The 21,810-nt window shown below is 57.7% G+C and carries 16 protein-coding genes; 8 read left to right on the forward strand and 8 right to left on the reverse strand.

What is annotated here, in order from left to right:
* Nucleotides 1–6: 6 nt before the first annotated feature.
* Nucleotides 7–1,260 carry a Zn-dependent hydrolase gene (locus AC4PTT_RS21035; protein ID WP_492162651.1) on the forward strand — a complete coding sequence of 418 codons (1,254 nt, stop codon included), beginning with the start codon at nucleotides 7–9 and terminating at the stop codon, nucleotides 1,258–1,260.
* A 153-nt stretch (nucleotides 1,261–1,413) separates the two neighbouring features.
* Here the strand turns inward: AC4PTT_RS21035 and AC4PTT_RS21040 are convergent, their stop codons facing one another.
* The gene (locus AC4PTT_RS21040) at nucleotides 1,414–2,088 is read right to left on the reverse strand and encodes a GntR family transcriptional regulator (RefSeq protein WP_492162652.1); all 675 of its coding nucleotides are present in this window, start codon (nucleotides 2,086–2,088) and stop codon (nucleotides 1,414–1,416) included.
* A 281-nt stretch (nucleotides 2,089–2,369) separates the two neighbouring features.
* Between AC4PTT_RS21040 and AC4PTT_RS21045 the strand changes: the two genes are divergently transcribed.
* From AC4PTT_RS21045 to AC4PTT_RS21070, 6 genes are all read left to right on the forward strand, one after another.
* Entirely contained in the window at nucleotides 2,370–3,230 is an 861-nt protein-coding gene (locus AC4PTT_RS21045; RefSeq protein WP_492162653.1) for an alpha/beta hydrolase, read from the forward strand.
* Complete coding sequence (locus tag AC4PTT_RS21050) at nucleotides 3,227–4,345, forward strand: C45 family autoproteolytic acyltransferase/hydrolase (protein ID WP_492162654.1); 1,119 nt, start codon at nucleotides 3,227–3,229, stop codon at nucleotides 4,343–4,345. The genes AC4PTT_RS21045 and AC4PTT_RS21050 overlap by 4 nt, the downstream gene beginning before the upstream one ends.
* 70 nt (nucleotides 4,346–4,415) lie before the next feature.
* Nucleotides 4,416–5,969, forward strand: a complete 1,554-nt coding sequence (locus AC4PTT_RS21055) for an ABC transporter substrate-binding protein (protein ID WP_492162655.1) — start codon at nucleotides 4,416–4,418, stop codon at nucleotides 5,967–5,969.
* Nucleotides 5,970–6,052: 83 nt separating this feature from the next.
* Nucleotides 6,053–6,997 (forward strand): ABC transporter permease, encoded by a 945-nt coding sequence (locus AC4PTT_RS21060; protein ID WP_492162656.1) that lies wholly within the window; start codon nucleotides 6,053–6,055, stop codon nucleotides 6,995–6,997.
* Entirely contained in the window at nucleotides 6,994–7,818 is an 825-nt protein-coding gene (locus tag AC4PTT_RS21065) for an ABC transporter permease (protein WP_317562386.1), read from the forward strand. Before AC4PTT_RS21060 ends, AC4PTT_RS21065 begins: the two co-directional genes overlap by 4 nt.
* Before the next feature lie 42 nt (nucleotides 7,819–7,860).
* Nucleotides 7,861–9,615: an ABC transporter ATP-binding protein gene (locus AC4PTT_RS21070; protein ID WP_492162920.1), complete on the forward strand. Its 1,755-nt coding sequence runs from the start codon at nucleotides 7,861–7,863 to the stop codon at nucleotides 9,613–9,615.
* 377 nt (nucleotides 9,616–9,992) lie between these two features.
* Here the strand turns inward: AC4PTT_RS21070 and AC4PTT_RS21075 are convergent, their stop codons facing one another.
* From AC4PTT_RS21075 to AC4PTT_RS21105, 7 genes are all read right to left on the reverse strand, one after another.
* A complete protein-coding gene (locus tag AC4PTT_RS21075; RefSeq protein WP_492162657.1) occupies nucleotides 9,993–12,296 on the reverse strand; it encodes a dipeptide ABC transporter ATP-binding protein in 2,304 nt (767 codons plus the stop codon).
* Nucleotides 12,293–14,011, reverse strand: a complete 1,719-nt coding sequence (locus tag AC4PTT_RS21080) for an ABC transporter permease subunit (protein WP_492162658.1) — start codon at nucleotides 14,009–14,011, stop codon at nucleotides 12,293–12,295. Before AC4PTT_RS21080 ends, AC4PTT_RS21075 begins: the two co-directional genes overlap by 4 nt.
* Complete coding sequence (locus AC4PTT_RS21085; protein WP_113156579.1) at nucleotides 14,008–14,985, reverse strand: ABC transporter permease; 978 nt, start codon at nucleotides 14,983–14,985, stop codon at nucleotides 14,008–14,010. Before AC4PTT_RS21085 ends, AC4PTT_RS21080 begins: the two co-directional genes overlap by 4 nt.
* Nucleotides 14,986–15,054: 69 nt before the next feature.
* Entirely contained in the window at nucleotides 15,055–16,653 is a 1,599-nt protein-coding gene (locus AC4PTT_RS21090; protein WP_206552997.1) for an ABC transporter substrate-binding protein, read from the reverse strand.
* Nucleotides 16,654–17,589: 936 nt separating this feature from the next.
* The gene (locus tag AC4PTT_RS21095; protein ID WP_492162659.1) at nucleotides 17,590–18,411 is read right to left on the reverse strand and encodes an ATP-binding cassette domain-containing protein; all 822 of its coding nucleotides are present in this window, start codon (nucleotides 18,409–18,411) and stop codon (nucleotides 17,590–17,592) included.
* Between the two features lies 1 nt (nucleotide 18,412).
* Complete coding sequence (locus AC4PTT_RS21100; RefSeq protein ID WP_492162660.1) at nucleotides 18,413–19,537, reverse strand: ABC transporter permease; 1,125 nt, start codon at nucleotides 19,535–19,537, stop codon at nucleotides 18,413–18,415.
* Nucleotides 19,538–19,617: 80 nt separating this feature from the next.
* Nucleotides 19,618–20,568, reverse strand: a complete 951-nt coding sequence (locus AC4PTT_RS21105; RefSeq protein WP_492162661.1) for a sugar ABC transporter substrate-binding protein — start codon at nucleotides 20,566–20,568, stop codon at nucleotides 19,618–19,620.
* Nucleotides 20,569–20,755: 187 nt separating this feature from the next.
* On the opposite strand from AC4PTT_RS21105, the gene AC4PTT_RS21110 reads away from it, so the two are divergent.
* Complete coding sequence (locus AC4PTT_RS21110; protein WP_317562380.1) at nucleotides 20,756–21,760, forward strand: LacI family DNA-binding transcriptional regulator; 1,005 nt, start codon at nucleotides 20,756–20,758, stop codon at nucleotides 21,758–21,760.
* The last annotated feature ends 50 nt before the right edge of the window (nucleotides 21,761–21,810 follow it).

Here is a 21,810-nt window from a genome sequence, read left to right on the forward strand (position 1 = left end):
CGTCTCATGGCCAACACACCCGTCATAAATTCACAGCGCCTGCGCGCCCTGCTCGACGGGGTCAACACCTTCGGTCGCAATCCGCAGACCGGCGGCTTCAACCGCGTCGGCTTCAGCGACGCGGACATGGCCGTGCGAAACTGGTTTCTGGAACAGATGCGCGCTGATGGGCTGACCGTGCATCGCGACCCGGTCGCCAACCTGTTCGGAAGATACGGCCCGGCGGACGGTCCATGCATCATGGCCGGTTCGCATCTCGACACCGTGCCCGAGGGCGGCGCCTTCGACGGAGCGCTCGGCGTCTGTGTGGCGCTCGAATGCGTGCGCGCCATGAAGGACGCCGGCTTCACGCCGACGACCGCCATAGAAGTGGTCGCCACCGCCGAGGAGGAAGGACGGTTCGGCGGCATGCTGGGCTCGCAGACCATTGCCGGCCTGGTGACCGGTAAATGGCTGGATGAAGCCCGCGACGCCGACGGTATCCGACTTGCCGACGCAATGGGCGATCAGGGCCTGAACATCCGTGAGGCGCTCGACGCCGCCCGCCCGCCCCGCGACGTCAAAGCCTTCCTCGAACTTCACATCGAACAGGGTCCGGTACTGGAACAGGCTGGCATCCCCGTCGGGATCGCCGACAGTGTCGCCGGCGTCATCAATCTCGCCGTGTCGCTGGTCGGCCGCGCCAACCATTCAGGCACCACGCCGATGGCGCTCCGCGCCGACGCCTTCGCCGGTCTCTCGGCGGTCGGCCAGGCGGTGCGTGGCGTGATTGCCGAACACGGCGGAGAGCGCAGCCGCATCACCATCGGCAAGGTGGCGCTTCAGCCCAATTTCATTCACACCGTGCCGGGCTGCGCCGATTTCATCATCAACATCCGTGACACCGATCCCGGCACGATGGCGGCTCTCGCCCAGGCCATGGAACAGGCCGTGCGCGATGCAGCGCAGGTAAACGGCCTCAGCTTTTCCATCGAGGAGCAGAGCCGGATGGAACCGGTCCGTCTCGACGGCACACTCGTCTCACTGTTGAACGGGGAAGCGGACCAGCTCGGGCTCAAAGCCCTCACCATGCCATCCGGCGCAGGCCACGACGCCCAGACGATGCAGACCCTGTGCCCCTCCGGCCTCATCTTCGTACCGAGCCACAATGGCGTCAGCCATGCGCCGGAGGAGTGGACCGACTGGGAAGCAATCGAAAAGGGCGCACAGCTGTTGCTGTCAGCGCTCATCAGGCTCAGCGGCTCCGTCGCCGCAAAATAGCGGCCTGCCCTGCAGACATCCACCGCATCAAAGGAAACGGAGATGCCATTCCTAACTGATGGGTGAGACATCCATGCCAATGCGCTTCCCCATCCAATCGCTCACTTGGTGAGAAACCAGTGTGACGGCACCTCGCTCAGGGATCTTTCGCCATCAACGCTTGACCGAAGAGCCACCGGCCATCCGTTCCGGGCCCTTGTCGTTGATATGGCTCGTGATAACCGTTTTCATGGCTTCCACGTCCCTGTTCTTGATCGCGTCGACAATCAGGAAATGATCGTTGGAGGCCTTCTCGAGCTGTGCCACGGTGTGCCAACGCGTTACCGGAGCAGCCGGACCGCGCTGTCGCAACTCGGTAATCAACTCCACCAGCGACTTGTTCGCGCAAAGTTCCAGAAGCCTGAGATGGAAGCGAAGATTGGCCTCATTCTGCTCCAGAATGGTTCCGTTATATGCTGCTTCCTTGAAGCCTTCCGCAAGCGCTGTGAGGTCCTCGATGTCTTTCTCGGTCGCCCGTTCCACTATTCCTGGAGCCGCGGCCGTTTCCAGCAGCGTACGAATCTCGGAAACCTCGCGGCGCTGTGTCGGACTGAGTGCATAAACCCGGTAACCGCGATTCGGAATATGCTCGACCAAACGCTTGGCCACCAGTTCATCAAGCACCCGCCGCACAGCGATACGCGTGACACCATACCGCTGTTCCAGGTCGATCTGCTTCAGCCATTCGCCCGGACCGTATTTTCCGATGTTGATGTCTCTGACAATTCGCTCAGAGAGCTGAACATGCTCGCTGTCGACATTTTTCAGCGATTCTGCGGCTTCCGACAATGGCGCACCTATGGTTTCGTTGGAAAGGCGTCTGCACAACGCAGTCTCGATTTAAGCGCATTTATAGCGGCAAGCCTGCCGTATTTCCACCTGACAGAGACACATGTTCGACTGGTTCCGCTCCGCCCCGACCTTTGACTTAGGGCTTCAGAACGGCGGAAAAGCCCGATTTTAAAGGAATGAAGGGAGCCAGACAAAAATCTGAATTTAAATTGGCGCCAATATTGACGAAATTAAAGTTACTAATTAGCGTGGCCTCGAATTTGAAGAAGGAGAGGCGTGTGCTAGCGCAATCGACACATACCGCTGAAGATCGCCGCAAGGCGCTTTATCAGCGCGGACGGACAACCATATTTGCCTGCAAGGCTGACCCGCGCTTTAGCTACAGCCTCTACGTTCCCGAAGACATCAAGGTAGACGGGGAGCCGAACCTTCTGGTTTCGGTCCATGGAACTGCGCGTATGCAGTTCCAGTATCGCGAGGCGTTCACCGGATTCGGTCAGTACAACAACACCGTTGTATTGGCACCGCTTTTTCCGGTCGGCGTGTGTGGCGACGGAGATGCGGATGGGTACAAGTACATTCTCGAAGGCGACATACGGTATGATCTGGTGTTGCTATCGATGGTGGCTGAAGTCGAGGAAATGCTCGGCTGTCGCTTTCCACCGTTCATGCTCTTCGGCTTCTCCGGTGGTGGACATTTCACACATCGTTTCCTGATCCTGCATCCAGAGAAACTCAGCGCCGCCTCCATAGGATCGCCGGGTTCCGTCACCTTGCTGGACCATGACAAGGACTGGTGGGTCGGCATTCGCAACCTCAAGGAGCTCTTCGGACGGGAACTGAATGTTCAGGCCTTGCGCGCGGTCAAGGTGCATCTCGTCGTCGGTGGAGCTGATGTGGAAACCTGGGAGATCCAGCACAAAAAGGACGGTCGACGTTTCATGGAGGGCGCCAATGACGCAGGCCTGACCCGTATTGACCGCAACAACAGCCTTCGCTCATCGCTTGAAAAACAGGGCGTGACAGTCAACCAGGACATCGCACCCGGGGTGGCACACAACATGGAGGGCATTGTTCCTTACACCATCCGGTTCTTCCGCAGCGTTCTCCGGCAGCAGGAATACCAGGCTTCAAAATGAGCATCGTCAAGTCCCCCCCTCTTGTTGAAATCGAAGGTCCGGCAGAAGCGCGGGGTGAAGCCTATGGCCGTGCCACCGACACACAGATCAAGTGTGGTGTCGAGCGATATCAGTCTTTCCTGGCCGCAAAGGGCTGCACCTGGGATGCCGTTGTCAGGGCAAGCAGCCTCCTGGCAGGACGGCTGGAAGAAGCCTGCCCAGAACAGTACCGCGAGTTGAACTCAGTTGCCAAAGGTGCGGGCGTCGATCTGGCAGACGTCCTCCTGATCAATGGCCGCAGCGAGATTCTGAATGCCGCCGGCATAGATATCGAGGCCGAGGATAGAAAGCATCTCGACGACGGGTGCACTGCGGCGGTTGCGATGCCAGAGCGAACGGCCGAGGGCCGGTTGATCCATGGGCAAAACTGGGACTGGCGCCCTGAATGCGAAGACACAACGGTCATTCTCGTTGTGCGTCGAAGCGACGGGCCTGACCTCATGACCTACGTCGAAGCCGGAGGGCTTGCTCGCGCCGGCTTCAACGATGCTGGAATCGCGATTACCGGCAACAATCTTCAGACCACCGACGAGACCTGGGCGAAACCGGGTATTCCACTTTCTGTCATTCGCCGTCTGGCACTGGAAGCTGAAACCTACCCCGCAGCCCTGCAGGCTGTCGCTTCATCGCCGCGCACTGTCTCCAACAACATGATCATCTCCTGTGCCAGGGATGGAGGCGAAGCATTCGATCTGGAGACCACGCCTCAGGAGATATTCTGGCTTGCACCAGACAACGGTCTGCTTGTCCACGCCAATCATTTTGTATCCCTGGCAGCACAGGCAAAAGTGGTCGACGCAGGCCTGCTGAACGGCATGGACTCGCTTTACCGCGACCGCCGTGTGCGGGCCCGGCTTGAGCAGGCGCAAGACAAGATTACCCAATCTGATTTTGAAGACGCGTTCTCCGATACATTTGGCCATCCAGCGGCCGTGCTTCGCTCGCCCGTGTCTCGCAGCAGAAAGCAGTCCATTTCCGCTACGGTCGCGACAATCCTGATGGACGCCGAAGCGCGCATGATGCGGGTCTGCCAATCTCCGTACAAGAACAGTGAATATGCAACCTACACCCTGTGAGTTCACGCCACAAAGCAATTGAACTCCACAACACGAAGACAACAACAGCTGGCGAAATGGGAGACCAGATATGCGCAATCAATCCAGGGGAACATACATATTGGGAGCACTTGCGTCCGCATTGCTGCTTTCAACCAGCGGTGTCGTTCAGGCCGAAACGGTCCTGAAAGTGGCTTTCATCCAGGATATTCGCGGTACCAATCCCGGTGTGGACCGAGACGGCAATACCGATACGATCCATATGCATGTGGTTGAGGGACTTGTGGCTTATGCGGCAGACTTCTCCGTTCAGCCGATGCTCGCAGATTCCTGGGAAGTAAGTGACGACGGGCTCACCTACACATTCAAGCTCCGCGAAGATGTCCCGTTTCACAACGGCGAGATCATGACATCCGAGCATGTCAAATGGTCATGGGACCGCTTCATGGATCCGGAAACCAAATGGCGCTGCCGGAGCTATTTCGATGGCGAGAATGGGCCCGAAGTGGTCTCAATGGAGGCTCCCGATGCACATACAGTCGTCTACAATCTGGCGAGCCCAAGTTCGACCTTTCTGGGCAATCTTGCGCGCTTTGACTGTGGGAATACAGCGATCCTTCATCCAGATTCCGTTGGTGCAGACGGGAAATGGCTACAACCCGTAGCAACGGGCCCGTTCAAGTTCGGAGAGATCAAACACGGACGCTACATCGATCTCGAAAAGTTTAACGACTATGCAAGCCGCTCCGAGCCTCAGGACGGTTATACGGGAGCAAAAGCGGCTCTGGTCGACAGGGTCCGGTTGCAGATATTGCCCGAACCCTCCGTTTCAAAAGCAGCTTACCTCGCCGGCGACATTGATCTTCTCACGATCCAGCCTGCAGATCTGGTGGAGATGGAAACTGCGCCCAATACACAGATCGTGAATGCAGAGACCGCCCTGTGGGATGCATTGCTGATCAACTCGAACGATCCCCTGCTGAAGGACAACCGGATACGCCGGGCCATGGCGCATGCCATCAATCGCGACCAGGTCGTGGCTGTGATCTCGGAAGGTCGCGGGCGCGCCAATCCCTCGCCTCTTCCCCCTGCCTCATCCTTCTTCACCGATGCCCAATGGGAGCAACTGCCTTATGACAGGGATCAGGCAAAGGCGCTGCTTGAAGAAGCCGGCTACGAAGGACAGCCGATTGAAATTCTGACCAACAAGCGGTCAGGTGCATATTATGAGCGGGCACTTATCGCACAGTCCATGCTTAAAGAAGCAGGCATAAACGCCCAACTGAAGGTTCTCGAATGGGGTACCCAACTCGACGCGTACACTTCGGGTGATTACCAAATGCAGTCCTTCAGTTACTCGCCACGGCTCGATCCTGCACTGAGTTTTGAGATGATCTCCGGTGAGCAATCCCGCAAGGTCTGGAAAGATCCCGAAGCCATCGCGCTGGTCGAGAAGGCCATGGTGGTTTCCGACCGGGAAGAACGTCAGGCCATCATTGATGAGCTGCACCGCCGCTTCATCGAAGAAGTTCCGGCGATCGGCCTTGGCCACCGGGATAAGTTCTATGCCGTGAGGGACACAATCGAAGGCTTCACACCGTGGGGTGCGGGTAAAGAAATCTTCTGGGGCGTGGAGCTGAAATAGTCAGCCCCCTTTCTGGAGAGGTGCGCTAGAGGCAGCGCCCTCTCCCCTCCTTTGCCCGACATTATCATTCTTGGGGTACCTTCATGTGGAGCTACACACTGAAGCGGGTGTTAACGGCCATCCCGACCGTTTTTCTCGTTTTGATTATCGTTTTCACCCTCATCCGGCTCATTCCTGGTGACCCGGCGGAGTTGATGCTCTACGAGCTGGACGACCCGGCTGTCGTTCAGCAAATGCGCGAGGACCTGGGGCTTGATAAACCCATCCCCGTGCAGTTCTTCATCTGGTTGGGCAATCTGGCAACGGGTGACCTTGGTGTTTCCATCCGAACACATGAGGCTGTCCTGCCCGCGCTTCTGGAGCGGTTCAGCGTCACTGCCACTCTGGTCTTCTGGGCCGTATTATTCGCGGTTCTGATTGCGGTTCCTGCAGGAATGGTTGCCGCCTGGAAGCAGAATACAAGGATAGATTTCGCCATTGTGCTGCTGGCGATTTTCAAGCTCTCGCTTCCCAGCTTCTGGGTTGGGTTGATGCTGCTCCTGTTCTTCGGAGTTTACCTGCAGTGGCTTCCGACTGTTGGTTATGTGGAATTGAGTACGGATTTCGGTGTTGGGGTTCTCTACCTCATCATGCCCGTGATCTCGCTGGCCCTAACCGAAATCGCAGTTCTCACTCGTATGATGCGCTCAGGCACGCTGGAGGTTCTGCGGCTGGAATATGTAACCCATGCGCGTGCCAAAGGGCTTTCCGAAGGCACTGTGCTCGCCCGTCATGTTTTCAAGAATGCGTTCGCTCCGGCCCTGACCATGCTGGGACTTGTCATGGCCTCATTGCTCGGAGGCGCAGCAGTGACCGAGACGGTTTTCAGCCTTCCCGGCATCGGCAAACTGGTGGTGGATTCCATCTATGCGCGTGACTATCCAATGCTGCAGGGCGCGCTTCTTCTAATTGCCGGCGTTTATGTCGTGGTCAATCTGGCGGTTGATCTCCTCTATGGCTTCTTCGATCCGCGTGTGACCCTGAAATGAAAAAACTGAAGAAAATTCTCTCCCGCCCCAATGGTCTGGCCGGCGGCCTGATGCTGGGCTTCGTCTTGCTGGTCGCTGGCATAGGCTCCATCTACACCCCCTACGATCCAACTGCGCAGGATTACCTCGCCCGCTTCGAAGGTCCTTCCGGACTGCACCCGTTGGGAACAGACATGTTCGGTCGCGATCTCCTGTCGCGCCTCCTGGCTGGCGCAGGTGTTTCAGTCACTGTGTCTTTTCTCACAGTTGCAGCAGCGGTAACCGGCGGCGTCATCATCGGGGCCTTCTGCGGCTACTGGCGCGGCTGGTTCGACCGTCTGGTGATGATGGTGGTCGAGGCGCTGATGGCTTTTCCGGGCATCCTGCTCGCACTGGCATTGATGGTTGCGATCGGCCCGAACAAATATGGTGTCGTGCTCGCTCTGGCGCTGGCTTACCTTCCATCGGTCACCCGCCTTGTGCGTGGGACGGTGCTCTCTCTACGCGAGAAGGAATACATTGAGGCTTCCGTTGCGTTGGGAAACGGTACGTTGTTCACCCTGTTTCGGCATGTTTTGCCTAACAGCCTCGGACCACTGATCGTTCTTTCAACGACAATGTTTGGCTGGGTTCTTCTTGCAGAAAGCTCGCTCGCATTTCTGGGCTTGGGTGTACCCCCACCGGCTCCAACCTGGGGCAACATGCTGGCAGAAGCGCGCAGCTATCTAATGCGTTTTCCCTGGCTCGGCATCCTCCCGGGCATCTGCATCTCCTTCGCTTTGCTGGGCGTCAATCTTTTTGGCGATGCCCTGCGCGACGAACTCGACCCCCGCAACAATTGATCCGAACGAGGCCTCGCCGTGACGCTCTCTCCTACCACGCCTCTGCTCCAGATTAGCGATCTCGAGATCGTTTTCCCCTTCAAGACGCCGATTACCGCCGTGCACAAAGCCAGTCTCACCATTGAGCCCGGCCAGATACATGCCGTGGTAGGTGAATCGGGAAGCGGCAAAACCATGCTCGCACGTTCGGTCCTGCGGCTTTTGCCCCCACCCGCAGAAATTGCGAGCGGGCAGGTGCTATTTCAGGGGCGTGATCTGGCCTCCCTGAGCAACCGGCAGATGCGAGCCGTGCGAGGTGCCGAGATAGGCATGATCTTTCAGGAGCCCCTGGTTTCGCTCAATCCGGCACTCCGGATCGGCAAACAACTTTCCGAGGGACTGAAACTTCACAGCAATCTGGAAAACGATGAAATTCGAGATCGTGCCATCGAGATGCTGAAGGCAGTTCGGATTCCTGATCCTGAAGACTGCCTCAACCGTTATCCGCATGAGTTCTCTGGCGGGATGCGGCAACGCATCATGATCGCGTCGGTTATGATGCTTCGTCCGAAGCTTCTGCTCGCAGATGAGCCAACAACTGCGCTCGATGCCATCGTGCAGAAGGATGTGCTGGACATTATGCGCGATGTGGTTGGCGAGCTTGGTGCAGCCGTCATGTTGATCAGCCACGATCTGGGACTGGTGGCACGCTACGCCGACCAGGTCACCGTCATGGAGAAAGGGCTGATTGTTGAACAGGGGGCGTCGGAGAAGATACTGACCACGCCGGCCCACCCCTATACGGTCAAGCTACTCGCATCACTGCCGCACGGCCCGCGGCCAAAGCCGGACGACGTAACCGAACCAGCTCGGGCGAAGCCTCTTTTGAGTGCGCGCGATGTCAAGGTGAATTATGAAATTCCCTCTCCGTGGCCATTTGCCCGTGCCGGGCAAAAATGTGCTGTAGCTGGTGTTTCGCTTGATCTGCATGAAGGTGAAATGCTGGGGCTGGTAGGAGAATCCGGAAGCGGCAAGAGCACTCTCGGTCGCGCCCTGATCCGCCTAAAAGACCCATCTTCCGGCACAGTGACATTCCGCGGCAAAGACATGCTCGGCCTGCGCGGCGAACCGCTGCGCGCGGTACGAAGGGAGCTCCAGATTGTTTTTCAGGACCCGTTTTCTTCTCTCGACCCACGCATGAGGGTCGCAGAGCTAATCGCCGAAGGGTTGCGTCATATTCCAGGCATTAGCCGCAGGGAGAAACGTGAAAGAGTGGCCGAGATGCTTGACGCCGTCGGCCTGGGCGGCGCCTATGGCGAACGCTTCCCTCACGAGCTCTCCGGTGGACAGCGTCAACGCGTTGCAATTGCCCGCACTCTGGTGACGCGCCCATCGGTGGTGGTGGCAGATGAACCAGTGTCCGCGCTGGACGTTACGGTGCAGGCTCAGATTCTGAAGCTGCTTCGAGAACTCAAGGAACGCTTCAGCTTTTCCTGCCTGTTCATCAGCCACGATCTGGGTGTGGTTGAATCGCTGTGTGACCGCGTTCTTGTGATGTATCGTGGCCGGATCATGGAACAAGCCCCAACACGGCGGCTCTTCGAACAACCGCATCATCCCTATACATGTCGGCTGATGAATGCGGTCCCCGTCCTATCTGAGACAGAGCACGGATATCGACTTCGCGAAAGCTCCCTGCAGGCGGTTCCAAGGGAGGATCAGACAAACTATTTCGATCCCATGTCCGACCAGAGCAGAACGGTGAACTCACGATTGGTGGAAGTCACACGCGATCACTTTGTTGCTCTCGAGGCCTGAGGTAGTGAGCGGATGCAGGCAGCACACTCACGTCTTCCATTCAGCCGATGGCCAGAAGGCAGTAAAGGCGCTGGGCGAAACGGTCTGAACGAGATGTTTGCGTAGAGCAGAGGAAATCGAAATGGAGGGGCAGGCCATCGACTGACCGGAAGTCAGCGTCATTCGTTCCCGTGTTCCAGCGGTACACGGGAACGCTCAGTGCAGTCTTCATGCCCCTTGGTCACTTCAACAACGGGCGCACGAACCGACGTCCCGTTATTAAAGGGACAAGTTCAGAATCTTCAGCCGGTCCCCTACCCTTCTGCCGGCGGCCAACAGGTTGCGCCAGAACTGCCTGAAACTCCAGGCAAGGTCTGCCCTGACAGCACCCCACTCTTCTAAACCTCGTCAAGAAGGACGCACGCCGCCGCGTGCCCGCCACCAAGGTCGCGAAGTCCCGGAGGGGGCTGCGAAGCGAAGGTGACACGCAGATCCGATCCAGTTTCGACAATCTGCGCCGCTTCTACCAGCGATGCGTGCTTCGCCTCCATCGCTGCCAACAATGCAGTACGTGCAGAGGCCAGACCCTGCGGTGCCTTGACCACAAGATCCAACCCTTCTCGGGTGATCTTTCCCAGAGCAGCCGTCTGCCGTTCCTTTGCTGCACCATCACGCACCGCTTCCTCAGAAAGCGCTGAAAGCACATCGCGCCCCTCCCAGCCACAGCTTGCGGTCGCCAGCGGACAGCGGGTGTGGAAGCGACAACCATTAGGCACATCGATCGCAGAAGGGATTTCACCCGCGACCTCCAACGGTGGCTTTGTCACCTCTGGATCGGGTTCCGGCGACGCCTCGATCAGCAGTTGTGTGTAAGGGTGGCGGCGCTCACGGATGACCTTTTCGGTCGGCCCAATCTCAACGATCTGGCCCAGGTACATAATGGCGGTACGGTCGGCGACGTAGCGAATTGTTGGAAGGTCGTGGCTTACATAAATAAAGCTGATACCCATCTCATCGCGGAACCGCCGCATCAGGTTCAGAACCCCGGCTCTGATAGAAACATCCAGCATCGATACTGGTTCATCTGCGACAATAATCCGGGGCTCCAGCACGATTGCACGCGCAATCGCCACACGTTGCCGCTGCCCTCCGGACAGTTCATGCGGAAAGCGCTCCAGGTAAAGCTCCGCTGGTTTGAGGCCAGCGCGCTCCAGCACATTTGTGACATGCTCCTTTCGCTCGGAGGCCTTTCTCGCAAGTTTGTGGACGATCAGTGGTTCACTCACGATCTGTGCGATGGTGAAGCGGGGATTAAGCGTTTGATAGGGATCCTGGAACACCATCTGCGCGCGGCGGCGGAATGCCTTGAGTGCTGCGCCACTGAGACCAGAAATATCCTCCCCCTCTGAAGCAATGACACCGGCGGTCGGTTCCTGCAACTTGACCAGAACCTCTCCCGTGGTGGTCTTGCCCGATCCTGACTCCCCGGCAAGCCCCAGAATCTCGCCTGCCTGAACACTCAGGCTGATGCCATCGACTGCATGAACCTTGCGTTCCGGGCCCAGGAAGCCTGACGGCGCATCAAAATGGCGCGAAAGGTTCTCGACCCGCAGCACCTCGCCTTTCACTGTTTCGCGCGCGGAAGACGGTTTCCCCACTACTTCAGCGCCAAAGCGGCGGCTCACAGCCTCCCAGGTTTCATTGTTCGCTGCCGTTTTACGGAATTCATGGACCCGGTCGACGTAATGACACGCGGCCGAACGGGTCTCATCGATCTTGTGAAGAGGCGGCATCTCGTTGCGACATAACTCGGTGGCAAAAGGACATCGCTCAGAGAACCGGCACCCGGCAGGCGGGCTCAACAGATCAGGGGGATTGCCGGGTATGGAGATCAGCTCTTTCTGTGCGCCGTCCAATGTCGGAAATGCGTTGGTGAGGCCCATCGTATAGGGATGGAAAGGGGCGCCGAACACTTCACGCACCGGGCCGATCTCCATGATCTTGCCCCCGTACATCACCGCTACCCGATCACATGTCTGCACCACGACAGAAATGTCATGCGTAATAAACAGCAGGCTCATCCCGCGCTCACGGCGCAGTTTCGCCAGCCGGGCGAGGATCTGAGCCTGCGTCACCACATCCAAAGCGGTGGTGGGCTCATCCGCGATCACGAGTTTCGGTCCAAGCGCCATTGCCATGGCGATGACCGCCCGCTGCTTCATGCCGCCCGACATCTCATGTGGATAGGCACGTAACCGTGTGGGGTCTATGCCCACGGCTCGAAACAGTTCAGCTACCTGGTTCAGAGCATCATCCCGACTGATCGTGATATGCGTTTGCATGGCCTCAACGATCTGGTCACCGACCCGGTAAACCGGATCAAGCGCATTCATTGCGGCCTGCGATATCCAGGCGATCTCCTTCCACCGCACGGCACGCATTGCCTCCCCGCGCAAAGGAGCGAGATCGCGACCATCCAGATCTATGCGTCCTCGAGCAATCTCTCCATTGGGCGGCAACAGCTTCAGTATCGCCTTGGCGGCAGTCGTCTTGCCGCAACCGGATTCACCAACGAGTCCCAGGGCTTCACCCGGCCGGATAGTGAAATCGATGCCGTCGACGGCTTTGATCGGCCCTTTCCCCGTGCCGTACTGGATCGCCAGATCGCGCACATTCAACAGCGGCTTGTCGTCATTCTTCATGTTCGTGCCCTCAGCCGCGGGTTCGCGACGACTTCCAATGATCGTGAGATGAAGAAGACCGACAGCACCGTTGACATGATGAACAGTCCCGGCGGCAGGTTCCACCACCAGGCGGTTCGCCAGGCGCCAGAGAGCCGTGCATCATGCAAAATACCGCCCCATGAAACCGACTGTGGCGGTCCAAGTCCGAGAAACGAGAGCGTGGCTTCGGCGATGATCGACACGCCGACTGTGATGGCAAGCTCCAGAAACACCAGCGGCATCACATTTGGCAGGATGTGCAGATACATTATGCGCAGATCCGACGCACCCGCGACACGCGCCGCCTTCACGAATGGCCTTTCGCGCAGACTCAGCACCTGAGCCCTGATCAATCGTGCGGTCGTCCGCCATGTAAGCAGTGAAACAGCGAGAATGACGATCAGCAGGCTGGGCTTGAACAATAGCACGAGGATCAGGGCGAAGGGCTCGAAGGGAATGCCATACATCACGTCCACGGTTCGCATCAGAATCGAGTCCGTACGCCCCCCGTAATAGCCTGCGATCAGCCCGACATTGGTGCCAATCAGCATGACCAGAAAAGCACCAAGAAAGCCGACCAGAAGCGCAATTCTTGCCCCATGGATATTGCGGCTGAACAGGTCACGGCCCAGATGGTCTGTGCCGAACCAGTGCTGTGGTGACGGTGGCGAGAAGCGAATAACAAACCTGTCGGAGCCCAGCGCCAGCGCATCAGCGTCAGTGACAAGAATTGCCCGCAAATGCCGCTCGGACTCGGTGTTTGCCAACGTCCACTCCCCGCCGCGCACAAGCTCCATCACGATGCCATTGCGACCCACGGCATATCCAGTGCCATCGTCACCGATCCAGCCTGACATCAGCGCGCGGCTGTCCGGCGTGCGATCACTGACCCAATCAGCGTTGGGACCGTCCCGACGCAGTAGGGTTCCGCGCTCACCTATGGCCAGGGCTATGCCGGCCGGCGAAACATGAACATCGTTGAGGTCGCGGCTGGTACCCAGACGCAGCATTTTTGCCTGTTGGCTGACCGGATCATATTGCAAAGCCAGCCCACGCTCACCCACCACCAATGCCGTTCCATCGACATCGCGCTCGACCCCACTCAGAGACATCCCCCGGTTGATCGGGCTGGTAACAGGGGTCAGGCTTCGATCAGCAAGCGCAAAGAGCCACAACGTCTCTTCGTCACCAACAATCAAAGCCGTGTCATCAGCCAACCAGGAGACGGAGCGCAATGTAACTGGAGCGGGGGACTGCAAAGACTGCCATTTGTCCCCCTCGCGCAGCAGCAATGTTCCCTGCTCACCCACAATCAGCGCGACGCCGGATGCTGTGACATCGACGCCGAACAGATCGACTTCGGCGGGAAGAACAGTCCGCGACCAACCGCCGTTTTTTCGAGTCCAGAGGCTACCCTCGCGCCCAACAATCAGGTCTTCACCGGGACGCGATGCCGTATCGTTTAATGCGACATGACCAAGGGAAGGCTGGAGCACCCAGCCCTCATCGCTTTTCATCAGGACGGAGCCATCCTCGTCCTCGTTGATGGCGAAAGGATCTTGCGGTGCGATCAGCGGGGCGAATACGGCCATGGCGAAGATCAGCCCGAGCACGCACAGACCGACAACGGCCAACCTGTCCTGCATCATCAGCCGCAATGGAGCGAAAGTCTCTCTCAGAGCCGGGGACATCATGCCAGTCGCACCCTCGGATCAAGGGTCGAATAGAGGATGTCGACCAACAGATTCAGAAACACCACGAAAGCCGCCATGATGAGGAAGCAGGCCTGCGCCAGCGGAAAATCAGACGTGCGCACGGCGTTGAGTATTTCGCGCCCCAGGCCAGGCCACGAAAAGACCACCTCCACAACGACCTGCCCGCCGGCGGCAAGTCCGATGGTGACTGCAAGCTGTGTCACCACCGGGAGCAGCGCGTTGCGGGCCGCGTGGCGATACAGCACCGTGCGTTCTCGCAGTCCCTTTGCGCGCGCCATCTCGATGAAGTCTTCTCCATAGACCTCAAGCATGGTGTTGCGCATGATCAGCAGAGGGGAGCCCAGATAGAAGAGCGCCACGATCATCGCCGGCAGTATGAGGTGGTGCAGGAAATCCAGAGTCAGGATTTTGTCCCAAAAGCCCGTCGCTTCATATGGAAGCGTGCGCATCCCCGATGTCGGCAACCATTCAAGCCAGACGCCGAACACGAGGATCGCGATCATGCCCGTCCAGAACATCGGGGCTGAGCGGAACATCAGCCCCAGGAAAATACCGAGAGAATCCGCGCTGGTCCCGCGTCGCCAGGACAGCCAGGCGCCCAACGGCACGCCCACTCCATAGGCAAGAAAGATCGCCGCCAGCATCAGAACCAGCGTGTTGCCCAGCCGCTCCCAGATGATCTCCGCAACCGGCGCGCGGTAGTGGAATGACATTCCGAAGTCGCCGGTAGCGGCATTCTGCAGGAAGATCATATATTGCTGCCACAAGGGCTTATCCAAGCCGAATTGTTGGCGAACTTGCGCACGCTGCTCGGGGTTTAGCCCCTCGGATACCAGAGCCGTTGTCGGGTCAGGTAACCCCACACGAAACAGAAAGAACAAGAGAGTCGCGATAATGAACAGGGCCAGAAGCGCCTGTAGAAAGCGACGTAAAAGATAGCCGCGGCTGTGCATGGGAAATCCTGCAAGCGTGAGAGACCGCCATGGCCGGAACGCCATGGCGGAACAATGGAGTGATTGCGCTTACTTCTGGAGTTTTCCGTCGTCAGACCACGTGTAGCCAGCAGCTTCCAGTGCGGCCCGAGCCGCCTCTGGATCATGTTCGAACCGTTCCGTGAACGGGTTGTGCCAGAAGCTGTTCACCGGAGCGATCACGCCGGATCCAACCTCGCCTCGCCCATCCAAAAGCACGTTGACGATGCGTTCGCGATCGACCGCCTGGGTTAGTGCACGCCTGAACTCAACATCATCGAAATGTGGCTCTCTCAGATTGTAGGTCAGGTGATAATAGCCAAAGTCCGGCACCGACACGACATTCAGGTCCGTGTTCTCCTCGGCCAAGGGGATCTGCCCCGCCTCCATGCGCCAGGCGGTTACGTCAATCTGGCCGGTCTGAATGGCCGTGAAGACGCCTTCGCTGTCGGCAAAAATCTGAAATTCGATCGCATCGACCGCGATTTCATCCGCATGGAAGTGATCCGGGTTCTTGTCGAGCTTCATGAACTCACCCGGCGAATACTGGTTGAATTTGAACGGCCCCGAGCCAACTGTGGGGATGTCGGCCGGAGCCAACTCCATCGGGTTTTCGATCTTTTCCCAGATGTGCTTGGGGAGGATCGAAATCTGGCTAAGCGTAATCGACGTGAAAGGCGCGGAAGGCTCGCTCAGATTGAAACGAACTGTCAGCGGATCAATGACCTCCACATTATCCAGCGCGGTCAGATAGCTGTTGAAATAGCCGTAGTCCGAACCGACCAGATAGTCGAATGAGAATTTCACGTCTTCGGCAGTGACAGGCTCACCGTCGTGGAAGGTAAGCCCTTCACGCAGCTTGACCTCAATTGTCGTCTCGTCAACGCTGGTAATGGATTCAGCCATCCAGTTCTGCGCCTCAACTTCGGGCGTCAGGCGAACAAGACGGTCATAGTACAGCCGCATCCATTTCCAGGCCCATACCGTGTTGGCGAGCATGGGATTGATGTTATCGGGCGACTGCGGCCCGCCGTAGCGCAGGGTCTTTCGCTCGGTAAGTGGCTTTGCCTGCATCGGGACCCACTCGGAATAGAGGGCTTCGCCGGGCATGGCATTCATGTTCTCAAAGGTTTTATTGTTATACGCGACGACTTCATCGCGTTGAAAGAGGACCACCAACGGGGCGTCAGGCGCGGCGATTTCTTGCAATCGGTGGACAATCTCCTGCCGTTTTGCCTGATCAAACTCCCTGGATTGCTGCTCAAACAGCCGGTCGTACTCTGCGTTCTCATAGCCACCGGGGTTGTTGGCGCCCATTACCGCGTTCTCGCTGTAAAGAGTGCCGAGAAAGAACTGCGGATCCAGGCGAGCCACTCGACCAGACCAGCCGGCGATAACCACGGAGAAATCCTGCTGATCGTAAAACTTGTTCAGCAGGGTTGAGAACTCTGTCGGAGAAACCGTGACGTCCAGCCCCAACTCCCGCCAGGCATCGGCAATGATATAGGCGCCCTCATAGCGGATCGGATCATAGGCTTCCGTGGTCGTCAGAATTTCGATTGGAGGCACCGCCTGCTGAGCATGGGCGATAACCGGAGATCCGAACGTAAGGCAAAGCGCCAATCGGCCGGCAGTTGCGATATCCAACATCTTGTTCCCCTTGGTGTTTCTTATGCACACACGATGCGGTGTGTTTTTTTGGTTGTTAGAGATCAACCCGCCGGAGAAACGTTGCTCGGCGGATCAGTTCGTATCTGGAGTGGTTCAGAGAGATTGTTTAACCAAGCAGGCCTGTTCACCGATCAAGCTTTGCGATGTCCTGACCGTGGCCGCATTCAAAATCGATATAAGAATTGCATCTTTCGAGATGCCTACTGAAACAAAAAGACGCCCGATGAAATTTAAAATTAAAATTCAAAATAAACTCCCAAGCGATATAAAATACTAATCCATTAGTTCAATAAAAATAACAATATTAAATGGCGCGAAAGCGGTATTGAACAAATTTGATATTTGATTATCGAATTCCAATAACTTTAGCCGATTAATTATAAATGATGCACAGAACCACTACTTAAATCTGGACCTGTCTTTTCACGACGGAAAGATGGCAAGGCATCCGACACAGGCTACTGGCAGGCTATGTCAAAGTGAATTCCGGCCAATAGTTCGTTGGGTAGACTGAATGAGGTCAATGCCTCGCCAATCAGCTACAAGCGCCACCACATACCGTCACAGGCCATCGCACAGGCGCCCTGGCTCTCATGGGGTTACCGCAGGAAAGAGGACGATCCGTTCTGCGCACGACATTTGCTTGGCAGGCAGCCAAACCGGGCGACGTGTGACATATGGGCGAGGCAGATCACCGTCGCCGGCAAGAAGCACCGGCAGCGTGCGCTGTCTCGAAGCAATTCCGAGTGCAAGTACGGGGTCGAAACCACGACCTGTAGTCAGCCTGATTACGACAGCCTTTGGAGACACCGCACGCCTTCGCAGCTGCGCTGACTGAGCTTCTCCTGCCCTGAGGGGCTTAAGCAGAAGAGTTTGCCGGGCAGCCGCTCGACGAACTCCTCAATATCGGTGAACTTAGACCGTACCGCCGAGCGAACCTTCGAGTTCGGCCAGCTCCTGCCCACCCGCCATCAGATCCTGTAGCTCCTCGGGCGAGATCTCACCCCGCTTCGCTGTCCCCAGTGTCTTGCCACGATTCAGGACGGTGAAGCGATCCCCGACGGCCAAAGCATGGCGTACATTGTGGCTGATAAAAACCACTCCGACCCCCTGCTTGCGGACCCTGTCAATCGTCGCCAACACGTTGGAAGTCTGTCGCACGCCGAGCGCCGATGTCGGTTCGTCCAGAATCAGGATCTTGGCGCCGAAATAGACCGCCCGGGCGATAGCCACTGTCTGACGCTCGCCGCCCGAAAGGGTGCCGACAGCCTGATCAGGACCACGCAGGTTGATACCCATTTTGCGCATTTCTTCCATGGTCACCTCATCGGCATACCTCTTGTCGAGCAGGCGGATGCCGGCCACCTTGCGCACCGGTTCGTTGCCCATGAAGAAATTTCTCGACACGCTCATCAGAGGGATCATGGCGAGGTGCTGATGGACCGTGGCTATCCCTGCGGCAATGGCGTCGCGCGGATCTTCGAAGTGCATCGGCTTGCCTGCAAAGTAGATTTCGCCCGCCGTCGGCTTATGCACACCTGACATGGTCTTGATGAAGGTTGATTTGCCCGCACCATTGTCACCCAGAAGGCAATGGCATTCCCCGGGCTTCACATCGAAGCTGACCCCGGCCAGCGCAATCACGCTGCCGAAATGCTTTTCGATGTTCTTCATTTCGATGATCGGGGCGACATCATCCTTGGGGTCACTGTGGTGGAATTTGCCATCATTGGTCATGTCAACGCTCCCCCGTGATGATGCGTCGGATGTAGGTGTTCAAAATGACTGCTCCCAGGAGGATCACGCCCAGGAACACCCGGAAGAGCGAGCTTTCGACACCCGCGAAGAACAAGCCCTGCTGTACAACGCCGAAGATCAACGCCCCGAGCGCCGCCCCAAGAACCGAACCGTAGCCACCCGTCAGAAGCGCGCCACCGATGACCACCGCGATGATCGCCTCGAACTCCTTTAGCAGACCACGATCAGCACCCGCCGAACCGAACTCCATCACCTGACAGACCGCGAAGACGGTGGCGCAGAAGGCGGTGAACATGAACATCAGGATCTTGACCCTGTTGACCGGAACTCCCGAATTGCGGGCTGCCTCGGCGTCGCCGCCAGCCGCAAAAATCCAGTTACCGAACTTTGTCTTGGTCAGAAGGATATGCCCGAAGATTATCAGGACGATGGCCCATACGATCAGCATCGGAATACCATCGACGACAGGCTTTCCGGCATTCGCGCCCCGCTCAAAGGTCGCAATCATCCCGGCATCGCCTAACCAGGTGAATAACCCCTGCAGGACCTTGCCGCCAAAGATCGGCGCCAACCAATCGCCCTCGGCAGCATCCGAAACACCACCGATGATGGTCTTGCGCTCGATTACTTGCGGCAGAAAGATCGTGAAGCCTCGCAGAATGAAGAGAAATGCAAGCGTCACGATGAAGCTCGGCAGCCCGGTGCGGATCACGATCCAGCCATTAAGCGCTCCGATGGCGACGCACAGTACAAACGTCGTGAGGATCGCCAACCAGACCGGCCAACCATACGAGACGGAAAAAATCGCGATCAATATTCCCGCGAAACCGATCATCGAGCCAACAGAAAGATCGAACTCGCCGGCGATCATCAAAAGGCACGCGCCGACTGCGATGATCATGAACTGCGCCGAGACTACGGACCAGTTCATGATACCTTGACTGTTGAACATCCCGCTGTCGAAGGCGAACAGGAGAAAGAAGGTGAACACGGCGGCAGTTCCGACGATGCCACCCAGTTCGGGACGTATCAACGCTTTACGAATCGCAGAAATCTCTTTGACGCGCTCGTCGGATTTCGCCGTGGATTGGGTCGCGTTTGCCATGCGACATCTCCGCAATGACTAGGTTTTCAGGAACGGGACAAGGAAGGGCGCAGCGATTGCCGCGCCCCTAAAGAAAAGCGTCAGCGATATTCGCCTGCGAATTCCTCAATTTTTTCAAGGCCATCTGCGGTAACAAAACCCGGGCCGGAATTGATGTTGTTACCCGGAAGAACGCCATAGCGGTGGTAGTTTGTCAGGATCACCACCGGCAGGTAGGCCTGCAGGAACGGCTGCTGATCAATACCCCACTGAATAACGCCAGACTTGATGCCTTTGACGATTTCCTCGCCCAGATCAAAGGTTCCGAAGTAGATGTCACCCGCCATGCCGTTTTCTTCCAGTGCAAGCAGGGTTGGGTCCGCTGAAACAGGGCCGAGTGTCAGGATCGCATCGGTTTCTGGATTGGCGGAGAGGTACGCCAGCACACGGTTTTTGATCTCGGCCGGGTCCGCGCCACTATCGAGCATGGAATTGCCCAATTCGACGCCAAGTCCATCCGCGAACCCCTGGCAGCGTTCGACCAGCGTGGGCTGCTGGATCGAGTGGTTCACGCAAAGGAACGAGCCCATACCATCTCCCTTGGCGCGAAGACCGGCAGCATAACCAGCATCGTATTCCGGCTGTCCCACATACATCAGCGCCCCCACTTCGCGGGCCTGCTCGCCACTTCCGGTGTTCATGATGATCACATCAATGCCGCTGTCGACCGCCTTGCTGATTGGGTCTTTCAGCACGTCATAGTCTGCAAGCGTGGTGATGATACCGTTGGGACCAGAGGCTGCAGCCTGGTCGATGATCCGCGCCATATCCGCGAGATCGCCAGTGGGCGGGTTGCGGTATTCGACCTCGACGCCCATCTGCTCACCGGCAAGCGCAATGCCATTCTTGATGGTGTTCCACCAGCTGTCACTGTCAGGGGCGTGGCTGACGAGAATGTACTTCTCACCCTCCGCCGATGCGCCCGTCGCGGCCACCAGCGGCAGCGCTGCAATTGCGGTCGCCATGGCGATCTTTTTCACTATCGAAATCATGTTGGTCCTCCCTGGATGTTTGTCTCACCGGCCTGGGATTCCAGACGCAGCTCAAGTCAACGACTCAAGCCTAACTCACACTTTTCGATTTTGCAACCGGTTGCAAAATGGACTCATATCATGCAAGCTGCACAGACTGCCAGCTCGGTGTAATACCGGTAGTTCAGGACACAAGGAGAGAACGGAGATGCCGGTTACGTTGAAAGAGGTTGCTGAGCGAGCTGGGGTCTCGCGCTCTGCCGTGTCACGTACATTTACCGACGGTGCCTCGGTGTCCGAGAAAATGCGCCGGAAGGTGGAGAAGGCAGCCCGGGAACTGGGCTACAGCCCAAATGCGCTTGCCTCATCACTGACCACCGGGCGGACCAAGCTGATAGGGCTGGTGTCCAACAACTTCCACAACCCGATCTTCCTGCAGGTGTTTGACCTTTTTACTCGCGGACTTCAGGACAAGGGCCTGCGCCCGCTGCTGGTCAACCTCTCGGACGAGGTCGAACCAGGAAACTCCGTCCGCATGCTGCGCCAGTATTCCGTCGATGGTGTCGTGGTTGCGTCCTCCACCCTCCCCCCGGAGTTCGCCAAGGCCTTCCGCGATGCCGGCGTCCCGGTGGTGCACTCATTTGGCCGCTATTCCTCGTCCCCGGATGTGCATGTCGTCACCATAGACAACCGTGAGGCCGGGCGGATGGCCGCCCGTACGCTAATTGCGCGCGGCTATACCGATGTTGCCTTTCTCGGTGGCCCGGAGAGCGCAACCTCGACTCAGGACCGCTATGCTGGCTTCATGTCTGAAATGTCGGCAAACCCCAATTGCCGCAGCAGCTACTCCTTCGCCGATGCGTATTCCTTCGATGCCGGCCGTCGCGAGATGCAGCGCCTGCTGAAGTCGAAACCGGCCGAGGCCTATTTCTGCGGTGATGATGTACTGTCGATCGGGGCGCTCTCCGCCATCGCCGACAGCGGGCTATCCTGCCCCGAAGACATCGGCATTATCGGGTTGAACGACATGGAAATGGCGCGGTGGGAAAACATCAACCTCACCACCATTCATCAGCCGATCGAACAGATTATTACGTCCTCGATCGAGTTGATGCTTGCGCTGCTGGAGGACGCCAACCGGCATCCGGAGGCCCGAATTTACTCATGTCCTGTGGTTGAGCGGGGCACATTGCGGCCCTTACCGCCAGCCTGATGCCCACCAGGAAATGCCGGACGCGCCTGGTTCCCGTCCGGCTCTCGCAG

It is taken from the genome of Nitratireductor sp. WH36-1 (genome assembly GCF_058725515.1).

Bases quoted from the DNA above. Each gene is read 5' to 3' on its own strand.
- AC4PTT_RS21035 (WP_492162651.1), top strand. From the start codon at position 7: ATGGCCAACACACCCGTCATAAATTCACAGCGCCTGCGCGCCCTGCTC.
- AC4PTT_RS21050 (WP_492162654.1), top strand. From the start codon at position 3,227: ATGAGCATCGTCAAGTCCCCCCCTCTTGTTGAAATCGAAGGTCCGGCA.
- AC4PTT_RS21055 (WP_492162655.1), top strand. From the start codon at position 4,416: ATGCGCAATCAATCCAGGGGAACATACATATTGGGAGCACTTGCGTCC.
- AC4PTT_RS21060 (WP_492162656.1), top strand. From the start codon at position 6,053: ATGTGGAGCTACACACTGAAGCGGGTGTTAACGGCCATCCCGACCGTT.
- AC4PTT_RS21065 (WP_317562386.1), top strand. From the start codon at position 6,994: ATGAAAAAACTGAAGAAAATTCTCTCCCGCCCCAATGGTCTGGCCGGC.
- AC4PTT_RS21075 (WP_492162657.1), bottom strand. From the start codon at position 12,296: ATGAAGAATGACGACAAGCCGCTGTTGAATGTGCGCGATCTGGCGATC.
- AC4PTT_RS21080 (WP_492162658.1), bottom strand. From the start codon at position 14,011: ATGATGTCCCCGGCTCTGAGAGAGACTTTCGCTCCATTGCGGCTGATG.
- AC4PTT_RS21085 (WP_113156579.1), bottom strand. From the start codon at position 14,985: ATGCACAGCCGCGGCTATCTTTTACGTCGCTTTCTACAGGCGCTTCTG.
- AC4PTT_RS21090 (WP_206552997.1), bottom strand. From the start codon at position 16,653: ATGTTGGATATCGCAACTGCCGGCCGATTGGCGCTTTGCCTTACGTTC.
- AC4PTT_RS21095 (WP_492162659.1), bottom strand. From the start codon at position 18,411: ATGACCAATGATGGCAAATTCCACCACAGTGACCCCAAGGATGATGTC.
- AC4PTT_RS21100 (WP_492162660.1), bottom strand. From the start codon at position 19,537: ATGGCAAACGCGACCCAATCCACGGCGAAATCCGACGAGCGCGTCAAA.
- AC4PTT_RS21105 (WP_492162661.1), bottom strand. From the start codon at position 20,568: ATGATTTCGATAGTGAAAAAGATCGCCATGGCGACCGCAATTGCAGCG.
- AC4PTT_RS21110 (WP_317562380.1), top strand. From the start codon at position 20,756: ATGCCGGTTACGTTGAAAGAGGTTGCTGAGCGAGCTGGGGTCTCGCGC.